General features: G+C 38.8%; 17 protein-coding genes and 1 riboswitch. Of the genes, 5 read left to right on the top strand and 12 right to left on the bottom strand.

Annotated elements, in window-relative coordinates; genetic code table 11:
* Positions 1 to 85: 85 nt before the first annotated feature.
* Entirely contained in the window at positions 86 to 949 is an 864-nt protein-coding gene (gene rsiV / locus LIS78_RS19870; RefSeq protein ID WP_252284249.1) for an anti-sigma-V factor RsiV, read from the bottom strand.
* A complete protein-coding gene (gene sigV / locus LIS78_RS19875; protein WP_252284250.1) occupies positions 946 to 1446 on the bottom strand; it encodes an RNA polymerase sigma factor SigV in 501 nt (166 codons plus the stop codon). Before sigV ends, rsiV begins: the two co-directional genes overlap by 4 nt.
* A gap of 159 nt (positions 1447 to 1605) precedes the next feature.
* On the opposite strand from sigV, the gene LIS78_RS19880 reads away from it, so the two are divergent.
* Entirely contained in the window at positions 1606 to 3015 is a 1410-nt protein-coding gene (locus LIS78_RS19880) for a polysaccharide deacetylase family protein (RefSeq protein ID WP_252284251.1), read from the top strand.
* Here the strand turns inward: LIS78_RS19880 and LIS78_RS19885 are convergent.
* Positions 2971 to 3345 (bottom strand): GerAB/ArcD/ProY family transporter, encoded by a 375-nt coding sequence (locus LIS78_RS19885; protein ID WP_252284252.1) that lies wholly within the window; start codon positions 3343 to 3345, stop codon positions 2971 to 2973. The two genes, LIS78_RS19880 and LIS78_RS19885, sit on opposite strands and share 45 nt — an antisense overlap.
* Positions 3346 to 3677: 332 nt before the next feature.
* Here LIS78_RS19885 and LIS78_RS19890 point away from each other — a divergent pair, with 332 nt between their 5' ends.
* Together LIS78_RS19890 and LIS78_RS19895 are read left to right on the top strand one after the other, a co-directional pair.
* The gene (locus LIS78_RS19890) at positions 3678 to 3911 is read left to right on the top strand and encodes a YczF family membrane protein (protein WP_252284253.1); all 234 of its coding nucleotides are present in this window, start codon (positions 3678 to 3680) and stop codon (positions 3909 to 3911) included.
* 167 nt (positions 3912 to 4078) lie between these two features.
* Positions 4079 to 5242: a hypothetical protein gene (locus LIS78_RS19895; RefSeq protein WP_229754539.1), complete on the top strand. Its 1164-nt coding sequence runs from the start codon at positions 4079 to 4081 to the stop codon at positions 5240 to 5242.
* A 51-nt stretch (positions 5243 to 5293) separates the two neighbouring features.
* Here the strand turns inward: LIS78_RS19895 and LIS78_RS19900 are convergent, their stop codons facing one another.
* From LIS78_RS19900 to LIS78_RS19915, 4 genes are all read right to left on the bottom strand, one after another.
* Positions 5294 to 6727, bottom strand: coding sequence for an amino acid permease (locus tag LIS78_RS19900; protein WP_209150545.1), 1434 nt, complete (start codon positions 6725 to 6727; stop codon positions 5294 to 5296).
* Between the two features lie 232 nt (positions 6728 to 6959).
* Positions 6960 to 7859: an arginase gene (rocF, locus tag LIS78_RS19905; protein ID WP_252284254.1), complete on the bottom strand. Its 900-nt coding sequence runs from the start codon at positions 7857 to 7859 to the stop codon at positions 6960 to 6962.
* Between the two features lie 509 nt (positions 7860 to 8368).
* The gene (ggt, locus tag LIS78_RS19910) at positions 8369 to 10447 is read right to left on the bottom strand and encodes a gamma-glutamyltransferase (RefSeq protein WP_209150547.1); all 2079 of its coding nucleotides are present in this window, start codon (positions 10445 to 10447) and stop codon (positions 8369 to 8371) included.
* A gap of 410 nt (positions 10448 to 10857) precedes the next feature.
* A complete protein-coding gene (locus tag LIS78_RS19915; RefSeq protein ID WP_229754538.1) occupies positions 10858 to 11355 on the bottom strand; it encodes a tetratricopeptide repeat protein in 498 nt (165 codons plus the stop codon).
* 174 nt (positions 11356 to 11529) lie between these two features.
* Here LIS78_RS19915 and LIS78_RS19920 point away from each other — a divergent pair, with 174 nt between their 5' ends.
* The gene (locus LIS78_RS19920) at positions 11530 to 11616 is read left to right on the top strand and encodes a YjcZ family sporulation protein (RefSeq protein WP_016765201.1); all 87 of its coding nucleotides are present in this window, start codon (positions 11530 to 11532) and stop codon (positions 11614 to 11616) included.
* A 187-nt stretch (positions 11617 to 11803) separates the two neighbouring features.
* Here LIS78_RS19920 and LIS78_RS19925 read toward each other — a convergent pair whose 3' ends face one another.
* From LIS78_RS19925 to LIS78_RS19940, 4 genes are all read right to left on the bottom strand, one after another.
* Positions 11804 to 11884: a YjcZ family sporulation protein gene (locus LIS78_RS19925; protein ID WP_016765202.1), complete on the bottom strand. Its 81-nt coding sequence runs from the start codon at positions 11882 to 11884 to the stop codon at positions 11804 to 11806.
* Between the two features lie 328 nt (positions 11885 to 12212).
* Positions 12213 to 13532, bottom strand: coding sequence for a TrkH family potassium uptake protein (locus tag LIS78_RS19930; protein ID WP_209150549.1), 1320 nt, complete (start codon positions 13530 to 13532; stop codon positions 12213 to 12215).
* A 3-nt stretch (positions 13533 to 13535) separates the two neighbouring features.
* Positions 13536 to 14195: a potassium channel family protein gene (locus tag LIS78_RS19935; RefSeq protein WP_195782154.1), complete on the bottom strand. Its 660-nt coding sequence runs from the start codon at positions 14193 to 14195 to the stop codon at positions 13536 to 13538.
* Between the two features lie 124 nt (positions 14196 to 14319).
* Positions 14320 to 14464: riboswitch (cyclic di-AMP (ydaO/yuaA leader) on the bottom strand.
* A 115-nt stretch (positions 14465 to 14579) separates the two neighbouring features.
* Entirely contained in the window at positions 14580 to 15038 is a 459-nt protein-coding gene (locus LIS78_RS19940) for a carboxymuconolactone decarboxylase family protein (RefSeq protein ID WP_209150551.1), read from the bottom strand.
* 120 nt (positions 15039 to 15158) lie between these two features.
* Here LIS78_RS19940 and LIS78_RS19945 point away from each other — a divergent pair, with 120 nt between their 5' ends.
* Positions 15159 to 15614: an Lrp/AsnC family transcriptional regulator gene (locus LIS78_RS19945; protein ID WP_195782152.1), complete on the top strand. Its 456-nt coding sequence runs from the start codon at positions 15159 to 15161 to the stop codon at positions 15612 to 15614.
* Between the two features lie 71 nt (positions 15615 to 15685).
* On the opposite strand, the gene LIS78_RS31485 is transcribed toward LIS78_RS19945, so the two are convergent.
* A complete protein-coding gene (locus LIS78_RS31485; protein ID WP_280640292.1) occupies positions 15686 to 15820 on the bottom strand; it encodes a hypothetical protein in 135 nt (44 codons plus the stop codon).
* Between the last annotated feature and the right edge of the window lie 90 nt (positions 15821 to 15910).

The following is a 15910-nucleotide window of genomic DNA, read 5'->3' on the forward strand; positions in this document are numbered from 1 at the left end:
TTCAACTTATTTTGCATAAAAATAAATTTTAACGTTTCTTTATGTAAAAAAACAGGTGTGAACGTTCAGCGTTCACGCCTGTTTTTTAATGAATATACCGTTGACCAACTAGAAGGTTTGAAATAACGGCTGTCGGAATTTCAAACTCAATATTTCCCATATATCCTGGAGCGACTTCGTATTTATCAAATACGATTCTAAGCTTGTGATCTTTTGTAATGTAGAAGCTTTGATTTTCATCAATCTGTTTAAAAGGATCCATATCTTCTTCAGTCAGCCAGTAGATTTTGCCTTCTTCATGTTTCATTTGATCTTTCATTTGCTGTTTAATATTTTCACTAATGACCTTTATATAGCTTTTATCTTTGAACAAACTTGGAAGCGTAACGAGCACTTCGTGTTTTTTATCAATCGTGTCGTACTGATTGACGCTGGACGTTGAAGCTCTCGATTCTTCCACATATCGATGAACAACAAGCAAATCGTCAGTATCCGTCATAATATCATAGCCGCTGCTTACAGCCACGTTTCCTTTCTCTCCTTTTTGTAATGTTTTCATCTCTTGTTTAAACTGTTCATACAGCTGCTTGTTTTCTTTTACATACTTTTCATTCAAACTTGTTTGAAGACCTTTGTTTTGCAGCCCTGAAATCGATGGTGTTTTCACGTCAATACGAGAATGCTTTTCTTCTTGCTTCAGTTCATCAAATGTAATAACTTCTACTACTTTTCCCAGTACAGGAATTTTTACCATTGCATTTGCTGCATCTGGACTTACATTCACCGTCATGATAAAAATCACCGCTGCTGCCGCGATCGCGCTCGGCCAAATATAGGATTTCTTTTTACGAGGATGTGAAGCAAGTGCCTGTGCGATAATATCATCTAATTCGTCTGGAATAGGAATGTCATGATACTGCTTCTTTAACTTTTCTATTTTTTCGTTCATTGTTTTAAATCCTCCTCCGTCATCGTAACCCGCAACAGGTTCAACCCTCTGTAAAGCCTTGTCTTTACCGTATTTACATTTTCCTCAATGATTTCCGCAATTTCTTCCATTTTTAAATCTTCGAAAAAACGCAGAATAATAATGGTCTTATATTTAACCGGCAGCTGATCCATTGCTTGTTTTAAATCTATATCTTCATACTTATCTTCGCGTCCGCTGCTCAAGTGCTCAAGCGCTTCATCGTCCATAAGCGTTAAGCGTTTATGCTTGCGCAGGAAATCGATTGCTGTTCGTACAACAATTTTATAAAGCCAGCTTTTAATCGATTGAATATCCTTGATACTGTCCATTGAAATGAGTGCTTTTTTAATCGATTCTTGCACAATATCAAGCGCATCTTCTTGACTTTTCACATAGCTAAAAGCAAGCCGGTAAAAATCCGCTTTATGCTCGGTTATGCACGCTACGAGCATCTGATGTGCATCATGTTTTTTCATCGTCTTTCATGCCCCTTCTATTTTCTCTTGCTGAAGTACGTCCATAAGGTAGACGGAATAAGTAGAAAAATAGTTTGGTTTTTTAAAAAAAAAATAAAACTAAATGATGGTCTCATGCGTCTATTAGGTAGATATATACAAAAAGGGGAATATTACTACATGAAAACCATGGGCTACAAACGTATTTTGACACTGCTTGGATGCTGTATTTTGCTTCTTGGTACAGCAGGGTATATCGTTAAAGCAAACAGTACAGAGAAAAAAACGGCAAATATTCAAACAGATCAAACCTATCCAAACGTTGAAATTCAAACGCTAGTTAAGGATCTTACCGAAGGAGGGTATGCGATTAGCTACCCTTCCTTTGGCAAAAAAGAAATTGATCAATCCATTCAAGCTTACGTAACAGATCAAGTGGCACACTATGAAAAAAAGCTGAAGAAGCAGTCAAAAAAGAAAAAATCTGAATTAACTATTACATATAAAATCGTTCATTACAGCAAACAAACGCTAAGCATTGCCTTTGATGAATATGAATCTGTAAATGGAGAGAAAGGAACGTCTTCTCTCAAAACCTTTACATTTGATCTGCCTGCTCAAAAACAAATGTCGTTAAAAGATTTATTTAAAGAAGATGCAAACTATTTAGATCGTCTTTCAGCTATTTCATATGCTGAATTAAAAAAACAAATGAAAACAGCTGATTTTGACCCGGACCTTCAAAAAGGAACGCAGGCAGCTGATAAAAATTTCAGTCATTTTGCGCTCCTTGAAAACAGTATTGTGATCTATTTTAAGCCTTATCAGCTAGGCGATGAACAAACGAAAACCCAAACAATCGCTATCCAAAAAGATTTATTTAAAGACATCATGAGCGATGCTTACAAAGACGAAGCAGCAAATAAAAATAAAGTGAAAGAAACGCCTCCAAAACATATCGTTAACGAAATGCCGGAGCAAGGAGCACCTATTGACCCAACTAAAAAAATCGTTGCAATGACCTTTGATGACGGACCTAACCCTTCATCTACCAATGTGATTTTAGATGGATTAAAAGAAGTGAACGGGCACGCTACCTTTTTTGTGTTAGGAAGCCGCGTTCAATATTATCCTGAAACAATCGAACGTATGGTCAAGGAAGGCAACGAAGTCGGAAATCACTCTTGGGATCATCCTCAGCTCACTCGTTTAAATGAAGCGCAGGTCAAACACCAAATAGGCGATACCCAAGCGCTCATTAAACAAGTCAGCGGCTATGAACCACTGCATGTCCGCCCTCCTTATGGAGCCGTGAACGCAAATGTAAGACGTTATATCGGAAATGTTGGCGTGACTCTATGGGATATCGATCCCGAAGACTGGAAATATCGAAACGTGCCTCACTCCGTCCAAGCAGTTATGAGCCAAGTCGGAGACGGGAAAGTTATTTTAATGCATGATATTTATCAAACAAGCGCCGAAGCAGCCGTTGAAATTATGAAGAAGCTTCATGCACAAGGGTATCAGCTTGTTACGATTTCACAGCTAGAGCAAGTAAAAAAAGAGCGGGAGCAGCTGCACGTACAGTAGCGGATAGCAGACGAATGCGCTGCAGCCATCATGATGGCTGCAGCGCTTTTGTTTTTTTATGCGATGTTTAATAAAGGCTATACAAAGCAGCGTAAACGGAATCACTGCGTGAAAAGGGATAAAAAGTAACACCGGCATAATCGTTAGCCCTTCTTTTAAATGCTCTTGAAAATTACTTGCCATCGTCAAAGAAAAAAATAAAATCACCGTGCCTACAGGATAGGTTAGCGCAGAAAGTCGTTTCACCTTAAACAGTGTGGAAATTCCAACAATCACGGTGTAAAAAAAGACGTTGATTTTAACAAATCCTCCGATTACTAATGCAATCATAAAAAACACGTCTAGCTGTTCTAGCTATTACTTCAAGCCCTTTGTACACCGTATAAATAATTAACAGCATCAGCATCGCATTCATTACAAATAAAGGACTGTCGCTTGTTCCTCTGATGACAAAGCTTCCGTTTCCTTTTTATTGTCTTTGCTTTTTTTGTTTTTAAATACAGAAGGCACGATTAAAAACACCTTTCTTTTTTTTAGCTTTTTCCAAATAAATGCTTTGTATGCAATTTTTAATAGAGCAATCAAAGCGTAAGACAAAAAAAATAACAAAAGCTATCGGTAGAATGTCTTTAAGAAAAAAACAAAAACGGAGAGTGAGATGTATGAAAATCGTGTGGATATCAGCTTTGCTTTTAGGATGCTTAATGGGATTTTCTATCAGTATAGATATGATGCAGGGATTTAGTTTTTCCATGGCCTTGCAAAATGCCTACAGTCCGTTTCGTGTTATGGAGTTCGCAGAATTATTTGTCCTTTTTTTCCTTTTGTTCTGTTTTGTAGCTGAAGTGTTTTACCGTTCATATAAAGTAAAAAAAGCAAAACAGCAGCAAAGGTAAAACTCCGCAAAAAACACACATTTCTCCTTTTTACCACCTATTCTCCTTTTCATTTAAATGTTATAATTTTCATAATTGGAAAAACTTTTACACGCCTTTCTACATGGAAAGCTGTACGCTTAAACTACAAAATAAACATTGACTTTGAACTAAAAGGTGAAGAAATGATGAAAAAAAAATTAGCCGCTATTAGTACAGCTTGCTTACTTATTCTTGCAAGTGACCCCATCTCTTCTTATGCTACTCCGGATTCCTCTTCAGACGTTTTGGACCAACCTACAAACGTGGATACAAATGAAGATGTAAAAGCTATTTTTGACTCTCTCTATCAAGAAGGCTATTCGCTTGGAGAAGAAGATGGATACGCACAGAAGAAATTCGAACAGTTTGATCAAACAACAGGACTGGACAAATCTTCTGAAGAATTCACGTGGTTTATGATGGGGTATACGGTAGGATATAAAAAAGGACAGCAGCAAAAAGAAGAAGAACTCAAGACTGAACAAGAAAATGAAATGGCTGCCGGCGAAGAGGAAGGCTATCAGCAAGGAGTGCTTGATTACAAACATGCTACCGTTCAGTCAGAAATCGAATCCTTTCCTTCTAAGTCATCCGACTGGAATAAAGGGTATGTTCAAGGCTACAAAAAAGCTATTTCTTTAATGGACTTATCTGTTAAAGCAAAAAAAGAAGGCTATAACCAAGGTCTTGAAAATGATTCAATGAGTGTTCCGAGCATGTATGATGATGAGGATATCACACGTCAGGCTTTTACAGAAGGCTTTGAAACCGCTCAATCTGAAGTGCTGAATCAGCAAAAAAAGCAGTTTGAAAAGCAGGGCTACGTGCAAGGCTATCACGACCTTTCACTTGAAGTGCCTGCAGAAGCAGAAGGCGAATTGCAAACAGCTTTTGAACAAGGATACGAAAAAGGACAGAAACAAAAACAAAAAGATGTAAAAGCACAGGGGTACGACTCTGCTTTTACTTATCAGACCTATAGAGCGCCTAAAAGTCTTCAGGACAAGCCCGAGCTAGAAAAATGGTACAAAGCAGGCTTTTATTCGAATAAAGACGTGAAACCTTTGCAGCAAAAAGCTTATAAAGACGGCTGGAAGCTTGGAAAAGAAATGAGCGTTCCAAAAAAATACAAGCAAAATAAAGCTGCCGTGGCGATGTATAAAAAATATTTTGAACAAGGCCAAAAAAAGCAGGATAAAACAGTGAGTCATATCCTGCTCGGCAGCGGTATTGTTCTTACACTGATTGCTCTTATCACACTATGGAGGCTCCGCCGACGTAAAGATGAAGATACAGCACTAGATAGCTAAAGATAAGTACATAAAAAACCCGGAAAATCACGATTTTCCGGGTTTTTTATGCTAGATAATCATTCGCTTATTTTCCGCAAGCTGAACTTCTTGCTCCTGTTTTGACTGATTTCGTTTTCGAATTTTCAAATAATAATAAATATAGCAGCCTATAAAGAAAATACCTCCGCAGTATAACGCCATTCGCTGTTCGGGATCAAACGCAAGACTGATCATGACGATACAGTTCGTAATAAGCGCTACGATAGGAATAACCGGATAAAGAGGTGTTCTAAATTTCAGATCTTCTACTTTTCCGCCTTTAGCCACGTAAGCACGGCGGAACGCAAGCAGTGAAGCTGTAATCGCAATCCAGCCAATTTGAGCGCCAAGTCCAGCTAGAGAAATCAGCCATACAAAAACAGTTTTAGCTGCCACTACGCTTGAAAGCAGAGAAAAACATGAAATTACAAGCGTAATTAATAACGCATTAAACGGAACCCCTCTTTTATTGACTTTTCCAAGCGCAGGACTTGCCATTCCTTCTCGTGAAAGAGAATAAAGCATACGTGTAGCCGCGTAAAATCCAGAGTTTGCGACTGAAAGAAGAGCCGTTAAAATGATAAAGTTCATAATGTCTGCCGCATAAGGTACGCCTACACTGTCTAACACAACAACAAACGGGCTTTCTACGACGCCTGCTTTTTCACGAGGAATCATGCTTGCTAGGACAAACACGGATAAGACGAAAAAGAAAAGCGTACGCCAAACCGTTTGTTTGATGGCTTTTGGAATTGTTTTTTCCGGATTTTCACTTTCTCCTGCTGCAATTCCAATCAATTCTGTTCCTTGAAACGAAAAGTTCACCGTAATCATCGTAATCAGTAAAGCTGTTACCCCATTTGGAAACAGCCCTTCGGCAAAGAAGTTTGATAAAAACGGTGCGTCCTGTCCGCTTTTCATATCAATGAGTCCAAACATTGCCGCTCCGCCTACAACGATAAACATAATAATAGCGAAAATTTTCACGCTTGAAAACCAAAATTCTGTTTCACCGAATGCTTTGGCTGAAAGTGCATTTAACGAAAAAATTAATGCTCCAAAAATTGCGCACCATAACCAAACGGGCGAGTCCGGGAACCATCTTTGCATTAACTGCCCGGCAGCTAAAAACTCAAGTGCAACCGTTACTGCCCACCCTAGCCAGTACAGCCAACCAATCGCAAAACCAGTTGCGGGGCCGATAAATTTAGTGGAGTACGTTTGAAACGATCCTGCAACTGGCATAGCAACGGAGAGTTCTCCAAGACACAGCATCGTTAGATACATAATGAGCCCTCCTACCAAGTAGGAAATCATTGCTCCCATCGGACCGGCTTCATTGATGGTATAACCTGACCCAAGGAAAAAACCGGTACCAATACATCCTCCTAGTGATATCATAAAAAGATGCCTTGTTTTCATCGTTCTTTTTAATTCTCCTGGCTGTCCCTGTGGAATATTCATCCCATTTCCTCCCTTTGCTGCACAAAAAAATGAAATCGCTTTCATTTTTTTAGGTTTATTTTGTTTTTATAGCCGCTTATTAGGTAGCCTTTCATGACTCAAGTCAATTGATGTCCGATGATTTACAAATGGCGCCAGCCCCGTAGCGAGGATGGCAGCCGTTTAGTGCTGCATGACCGTTTCTTGGATCATAACAGACTTTCTTCACGCGACACCTATAAGTATCTCTTTCTTATAAAAGCTTATCTCCAAACAATGAGCTCATTAACGCAACCGCTACTTCCGCAGTTTTGTTATGCTGATCTAAAATAGGATTCACTTCTACAAATTCAGCGGATGTCACCATGTCTGCTTCCGCCAGCATTTCCATCGCTAAATGACTTTCTCGGTAGCTGATGCCGCCTTTTACAGGTGTACCTACGCCTGGTGCATCATCTGGATCTAAGCCATCCAAGTCTAGCGAAAGGTGAACGCCGTCTGTACCGCTTAAATAATCAATCGTTTCTTTCATCACTTGCGTCATGCCTAACCGATCAATTTCATGCATGGTATACACTTTAATTCCTTTTTTTTTAATTAACTCTTTTTCACCATCGTCCAATGAGCGTGCACCGATAATAACTAGATTTTCAGGTTTAATTTTGGGCGTATATCCTCCAATATTTAAAAGCACGGGATGTCCAATACCCAAGCTCACAGCTAACGGCATGCCGTGAATGTTGCCTGATGGAGATGTTTCAGCGGTGTTTAAATCACCATGAGCATCATACCATATAACGCCTAAATTTTCTGAACCTTTTGCGACTCCTGCAAGCGTTCCAATTGCAATGCTGTGGTCTCCGCCTAGTATTAACGGAAAGCGGTCTTGCTCTTTTACTTCTTCAACCTTTGCAGCAAGCTGTTCGTTGCCACTGGCTACAGCCGCTAAATTTTTTAAATTCGTATTTTTATCTACGTCTGCTCGCTCTTTAATTTCTACTTTAATATCACCTTCATCGTGTACGGTATAGCCAAGAGCTTCTAAGCGTGTATTCATGCCTGCATAGCGGATTGCGCTCGGCCCCATGTCTACACCCCTTCTTGTTTGTCCGTAATCCATTGGTACACCGATAATTGAAATTTCTTTTTTCATCTTCCATACCCCCGTTGCATTTTATTCTGTGTGAAGTAAACATAGGCGTTTATTTAACTATGTATTTTTTCATTCATACAGCTTCTCATCTATTTCGTATGCAAAAATGATGCCAACTTTGTTTGTAGCATTCTATCAGTCTTTTTATCACACGTTTTTTTACATATGCCAAAAAAACTGTCGATTTCTACAACTTTTTGGAAAACCATGCAAACTTTTTTGTCTTTTGTCTTAAAATCGCCAATTTTATTTGCTTTAATAAAAAAAGAGATGGCGACATAACAAAAACCATTCAATCTAAAGACGAACAAACGGGATAAAGGAGCTAGTATGAATCGCTCGTTACACCGCTGTTGATTTCCGTGCAACAGCTAGAAGCAGCTACATAGACGAAAACTATGGTCACCATAGAAATAAAAAAATCCGAACGAGTAGGATTCTCCATCAAGAATCTCAATTCTTCGTTCGGATCTTCATTCAACTAAACTACTTTTTTCCTAGCCTATTTTTTAATTTGTAATAACGTCTCCGTCTTCATCATCACCGGTATCATCTTCACCAGGATCTTTTTCTAATGACACTACTTTCTTTTCTTCATCCCATTTCACTTTGTAGCCAAGTGATTTTGCTACTTTGATAACCGATAAATAGGAGTGATGATTTGGCTTATACAGCTTTAAATCACTCGAATCAATAACGCCTAATCCTAGCAGCAAACGGTCGGACTGTACGTAAGGCTTTCCATCAATCAGCTTCACTTGCTTATCAGTAAACGGATACACTGCGTTGTTGACTTCAACTGTAAACTCTCCTTTTTTCTCTTCTTTAATTGGCTTTGGCTGCTTGGATACATATTTAATCGCGTCTACTCCTAACACCGTGCCTTGGCGTGTATTATCCGCACCTCCGTACATTTTCCCTGTTTCATAGTCATAGATAACCGCTTGGACGTTTCCAATATGCTCAGGCGTTTCTTCAAACGCATGTCCTTTAGCCATCATTTCAAGGATCGTATCTTGGCTAAATCCTGGTTCCCATCTTACGGTTGGATAGCCGCCTGAGTAAATGCGTGGAGTTAAAATCGCTTTTTGAATTGGCATCTTATGGTCAATGACATTCATAATCGTTTCTGCTACAGATGCAATAATGGTTGGACCTCCCGGTGAACCAATTGCCATGAACGGCTTTCCGTCTTTTAACAGCATCGTTGGAGACATGCTGCTTCGAGGACGTTTTTTAGGCTCAACTTGGTTCACGCCTCCCGGAGCGGCATCAAAATCTGTCATTTCATTGTTTAGCATAAACCCGTAGTCAGGAACCATAATTCCTGAGCCAAAAACTTGTTCAATGGTAGTAGTATAAGAAACCATGTTTCCCCATTTATCTACAACAGAGAAATGAGTCGTTTGGCCAATTGGATTTTCTTCCGTTACCGTTGCTTTATTTGGATTTTCTTTTCCTTCATACTTCCAAGGGTCTCCTTCCTTGACATTAGGCGTTGCTTTATTTGGATTAATTAATTTGCGGCGTTCTTTAATATAATCTTCATCTAACAGTCCTTTTTTCGGCACTTCGTAAAAATCTTCATCCGCCATATATGCCGCGCGGTCAGCGAAAGCTAAGTGCATAGCTTCTGTTAAATGCTGCAAATACTGAGGGGTATTGGAACCCATTTTTTCTACATCATACCCTTCCATTAGCTTTAAAATTTGCTGCACTGTTAATCCGCCGGAGCTAGGAGGAGCCGCACTAACCACATCATAGCCCCGGTAAGTTGTTTTGACTGGCTCGCGTTCTTTTACAGCGTAATTTTTTAAATCATCCATGGTCATGCTTCCATCGCGCTTTTGAACTTCTTTAACAAGTGCTTCTCCAATTTCTCCTTTATAAAGAGCATCTGAACCTTCTTTTTGAATAAGTTTTAATGTTTTAGCAAGATCCGGCTGAACAAGCTTATCTCCTTCTTTTAACGGTTTACCATTGGGGACAAATACATCACCGGCCGTTTGGTATCTTTCAAGCTTGTCCACATTTTCATCGATATACTGAGCCATCGACCAATTTACTTTGATTCCTTGTTCCGCTTGAGTAATAGCTGGTTTAATAACATCTGATAAGTCCATTGTTCCATAATCTTTAAGGGCTGTTTCTACTCCTTTTAACGTGCCGGGAACTCCAACTGCTTTTCCTGTTATGTGACGCTTACTGAAAGGAATGACTTTTCCTTTTGAATCTAAAAATAACTTAGGCGTGACGTCAGCCGGTGCCATTTCACGGCTGTCTAGCATCGTAATTTTATCTTTCTTTTTTTCATAAATTATCATAAAGCCACCGCCGCCGATACCTGACATCATCGGTTCCACAACATTTAGAGATAGTTGAATGGCAGCTGCCGCATCTACAGCGTTTCCGCCTTCAGCTAAAACTTTCCTTCCTGCTTCAGCAGCCAGCGGGTGAGATGCCGCTACAATTCCTTGTGTAGCACCTCGTTTCATTGAATGGTCGACACCCGGAACTTCAGCAGCAGCTGGTGTGACAACTAAACATACGCTGAATAATGCAATAACCAACATTTTCATAACCTTCATCTGGGTCTCCTCCTTCAAATACATTATTTCACATCGCCTGAGACGATGGATTTCCCCAAGAATAAATTAGTTTATTATGATATTTTTTTACATATGTGTATAAATAAAAAGCAAAGTAAATCACACCTTTGCTTTTTTAGTTAGTCGCATGTTTAACTTTTATCTCTATTTATTTACAATTATCTATATTTTCTAACAATTTATCCATAGGCTGATAGTTTCTTACTATTTTTGGAACTATGTAGACTGAACGCTCTAATAATGTAAAAAATCTTGCAGTGAAGAAGTCATTCGACTCACATTCACTTCTTGAAATATTTATAAATATTCTTATTGTTATATAAAAAGCAATCCTTTGTGAAAATGAGCACACGTTTCTTGAAAACCAAAAATAAAACAGGACTTTTGATTCAATGTCCTGTTTGCAGCATGTTTTCGACTTTTTTTATACCCGTATGAGCAGGATCGATTTCCTTGGCATAGGCGATCTGTTCTTTCGCTTTTTCGATTTCTTTTAATTGAATATATGTTTTAGCAAGTTCGAGCGGCAGCATAACCCCTTCAAAACCAAGCTCTTGCGCCCGCTGTAAATAAAACAGCGATTTTTCGTAATTCCCTCCAAACATAAGCGGAGTCTCCCGGTATTTTACTCCTCGAACGAAGTGCGCCAAGCTTGAAGATGGATTTAATGTTAATGCCTGATGAAGAGCTCGGTCCATTTCTAAATTTAACACCATTTTTTCAAAAACAATGGATTCTTCGATTTGCTTTGCTAAACAAACCGCTAGGTAACAGTATAAATCAGATGCTTCAGGTTTTTTCTTCATTTCTTGTTGAATTTCGCGTTTGATTTCTTTCCACTTACCCTCTTCTAGCTGATTCATGACGTATTCTACATGTATTCCCACCACTTTGCCCTCCTTTTCCTCTTTATCATAAAGGATTTCTGCACAAATGAAAAAAGTAAGTGTTCTTCATTCTTCTCAAAAGATCGTTACCGTTAAAAAATAGGCAAATTTCTCAATCACTTAACCCAATTAGTACATAGGATATAGAGAATTTTATTAAAGGAGGTTACACATATGGGTGCAAAAGGCGGTTTTGGTTTTTCATTTATCGTTGTTTTATTTATTCTATTAGTAATCGTAGGGTGTTCTTGCTACTACTAATTTCTAAAGGGGATGAACATCATTCATCCCCTTGTTTCAAAAAAAACCATGCTTTCGCATGGCTACATACCGATTAGATGAATGAGTAGAGGAACTCATTGTTCGGCAATATTGAAGAAATTTTTGGTTTTTACTTCCGCCTAGTATACCCTTGTTGACGGGGGCTATGCGTAAATAAAGTTAACATTTAAAAGCGAAAGCCAGACGCACCTACAATAACAAGTAAAACAAATAACACAACGATTAACGCAAAATTTTGTTTTCCCACGTATCATCCCTCACTTCCTGTTATCTGCTTTTAGTGTATGCAACAGCTTGCCAAAATGTTTAGGACAGGAGTGCGGATTTTTTAAACGGGAAAAATCTTCAAATTTCGCTAAAAAAGTGAATCATATTTATGTTTCTTTCGTTATATATAGTAAGAGATTTTTTTACTATAAAAAAAGGGGGGCCTTTGATGCGCCGACATTCCAAATTGCCCAGTATTCTTGTCTTTGCCTTCTTTTTATTCATTGCAACTGTTTTGTGCGTAACCTCTTATATGTCTTGAATGTATAAATAATATAAAAAAATCGCCTCATCGAAGGCGATTTTTTCTACCCTAGCATAATATCTTCGTTTGGATATCGTACAGCTTCTCGCTTCTGTTTTGATAATGAAAACGCAAGCGTTAATGGCCCCACTTTTCCTAAAAACATGATAAAAATAATAATCACGCGTCCAAAGTATGAAAGTTCAGGAGTCGCTCCCATTGATAAACCTACTGTTCCAAACGCTGAGACCACTTCAAACATAATTTTTACAAACGGTAGGTTTTCCGAAATATTCAACAAGAAAATGGCTCCAAACACAAACATAATCGAAATCATCGTGATGGCTAATGCCTTAAACACGTGAAGAGGAAGAAGCCTTCTCTTCAGTAAAACAATATCTTCCCGGCTTCGTAAAAATGCCCATACGGAAAAGACAATCACCACAAACGTTGTTAGTTTGATACCGCCTCCTGTTGACGCACTTCCTGCACCAATAAACATCAATAAAACCATTAAAAAGACCGTGGCGTCATGCAGGTGAGCTAAATCAATTGTATTAAATCCAGCAGTTCTTGTCGTTACCGCTTGAAAATAAGACGCCCATATTTTGTCTCCGAATGACAAATTTCCGAGCGTATGTGAATTGCCGTACTCTAAGAAAAAAATAAAAAGCATGGCAGCTACATTAATCGCAAACGTGCTGATAATCATAATTTTTGAATGCAGCGTTAGCTTTTTATACGATTTTTTCACCCACATATCAGCAAGGACGGTAAAGCCTAACCCGCCAATAATAAATAGAAAAGAAATCGTTATGTTAATAATGGGATCTCCTACATACTGAACTAAGTTATCAGACAACAGCCCGAACCCTGCGTTATTAAAAGCCGAGATCGAATGAAACAAGCTAAAGAACAGCCCCTTAGACCATCCGAACTCCGGAACCCAGCGTATCGCTAAAAAGATAAGTGCAACAAACTCAATTAAAAATGAAAAGATAAACAGCCTTTTAACTAGCAGCACCACTCCGCCGACGCTCGTCTGATTTAAGGCCTGCTGAACGAGCATACGCTCTTTAAATCCAATTTTTTTACCGAGCATCATAAAAATCAACACGGCAAATGACATAATACCAAGACCGCCTATTTGAATTAACAGCATAATAATCGTTTGACCAATGACGGTAAAACGCGTGCCCGTATCTACGACCGCTAAGCCGGTTACCGTCATCGCAGAAGTAGACGTAAAAAGAGCGTCTACCCACCGGATTGGCTCAGTAGTAGAAAAAGGCATCATCAATAGAAGCGCACCAATAATAATTCCTCCACCAAAAATAGAAACAAGCAGCTGCGGAGGGGTGAGTTTAATGATTTGTTTTTTCATGAGTTAAACTCCTTCTTCTTCAAAACGGTTCAAATCGCGATTATGTCCGATGACAATCAGCATATCTCCTTGTTCAATTGTTTCATGTGCCGTAGGCGAAATCACCATTTCTCCGTCTTTTCGCTGAAATCCGATAATGTTGCAGCCGTACTTTGCACGAATATTTAAATCAAAAAGCGTTTTATTATGAAGTTTTTTGGAAGCGACAATTTCAACAATGCTATAGTCCTTTGAGAGTTCAATGTAATCAATGATCTTTTCTGATACCACGTGATGAGCAATGCGCTTAGCAATATCGCGCTCCGGATGAATAACTTTGTCCGCTCCTATTTTCTCCAGCACTTTTTGATGATACATATTCACTGCTTTTACCCATACTTGCTTAACACCCATATCTTTTAAAAGCATGGTTGCGAGCACGCTTGCTTCAATATCATCCCCAAATGAAATAAGAGCATGATCAACATTGCGAATACCTAGCCCCTTTAAGCTAGCTTCATCAATTGCGTTCGCTTGCACAACATATGTAGCTGAGTTGCTATATTTATTTACTACCTCTTGATTGCGGTCAATAGCCAGCACATCCACATCCAAATTAGCAAACTCTTCAACCAAACTGCCTCCAAAACGGCCTAATCCCAATACAGCAAACTGTTTTTTCATAATGTATTTATTCCTTTCTTCAACTGCTGTGTGTTCTCTTAGCTTATACTTTTTCTAAAAAATTACATCTTTTTCTTTAAAAAAGCACAAAAAAACACAGGAAGGCTCCTGTGCTTTTTCACACTCTTCCCCCTCAAAACGCTTGCGAAGTTAGCTGTCGGGTTCGGGTTTTAAGAGTAACCCTACCTTTTTAAGGATTCACCCCAGAGCACAATATGTGCATAAATAATGGGTCCTCCGCTCCATAATGGATTAAGCGATTTTTATTGACATGTCTATGATCTATTTTTTAGAATAATCGATTCGATTCATGATACGTTTCACTTCACGAAAGCTATCTTACTCCTGTGAATTTTGTCTGTCAAGGTATTTTTAGCGAAGACATCACTTGGGCTGCAAACTGCAAAAATCATATAAATCTAAACTGACAATCAGTTTGTGAAATTGATCAAACAAATTAATAACAGCCAACAGTTCTAATAGCTGCGTATCACTGTAATGTTTCTTTATTTGATTCATATCAGCATCCGTCAAATCCCTTGGACGCACCCGATATACATCAATAAATCGAAACAGTAGTCGATCTCTTTCTTCAATTTCTTCTTCGCTTAATACTTTTTGATTAAGCGTCTTATCCCCTACATATGACATGCTCATACACGTCTCACAGCCGTTCACACCCGCTAGATAAAGCCTGATTTTTTCCTTTGTCTCTCTTTCTACTATATCGCTGTTCCAAAGGGTGTCGTAAAGCTCATCATACAATCTTTTTACATGTGGAATTAAATTCAATGCTTCTTCAAAATTTGTTCCCTCTTCATTTGTTAACAAAACTCTTGCCATTTTTCACTCACTCCTTTTTAATTATTATAGTAAGAAAAATAGAAATTTCAGATAACATATAAAACGTCTTATCTTCTATTACTAATCAAATGAAACGTTAATAAGAAAGAAGGTTTTCAATTGAAAATTGATGAAATTGATTTATCGATTCTGCAGGCGCTGCAGCAAAACAGCCGTCTTTCCTTAAGAGAGCTGGGAAAACAAATTAACTTGTCTCCTCCTTCAGTGGCAGAGAGAGTACGACAGCTAGAAAGCTTTGGTGTTATAAAAAGGTATACGATTGATATTGATTATGAGAAGCTGCATTTACCCGTATCATGTTTTATTGAAGTAACTATGAAAAACGGAGAGCATGAGCGTTTTAAGCGATTTATTTCTCAGTATCCCTATGCTTTATTCTGTGAACGCATCGCCGGGCAAGCCTGCTTTATTACAAAGCTTCAGCTTCCTCACCTGCACGTACTCGAACAATTTATTAACGAAATTACACCTTATGCAAAAACGATTTCACACATCGCCCTTTCTCACGTGGAGATGTCTTCTGCATTACTGAGTCATTTAAAAGATGAAAAGTGATTGAAACGTAACGAAAGCAGTTCAATTTACAGACGAACAAATGGAATAAAGGAGCTCGTATGAACCATTTTTTACACCGCTGTTGATTTCCGTGCAAGGCTTCGCTTTCCGCGGGCGGCCGGTGAGCCTCCTCGTCGCTTCCGCTCCTGCGGGGTCTCGCCTGTTCCGCTTTTCCCGTAGGAGTCTTCGCCTTGCCCTCCACTCAACCGCTAGAAGCAACTACACATATTAAGTCTACGTTCACCCTACTAATGAAAAAGATTCGGACGCGTTTGATTCTCCATCAAGAATCAAAC

The sequence above is a fragment of the Priestia megaterium genome, from assembly GCF_023824195.1.
GTDB classification, from domain to species: Bacteria; Bacillota; Bacilli; order Bacillales; family Bacillaceae_H; genus Priestia; species Priestia megaterium_D.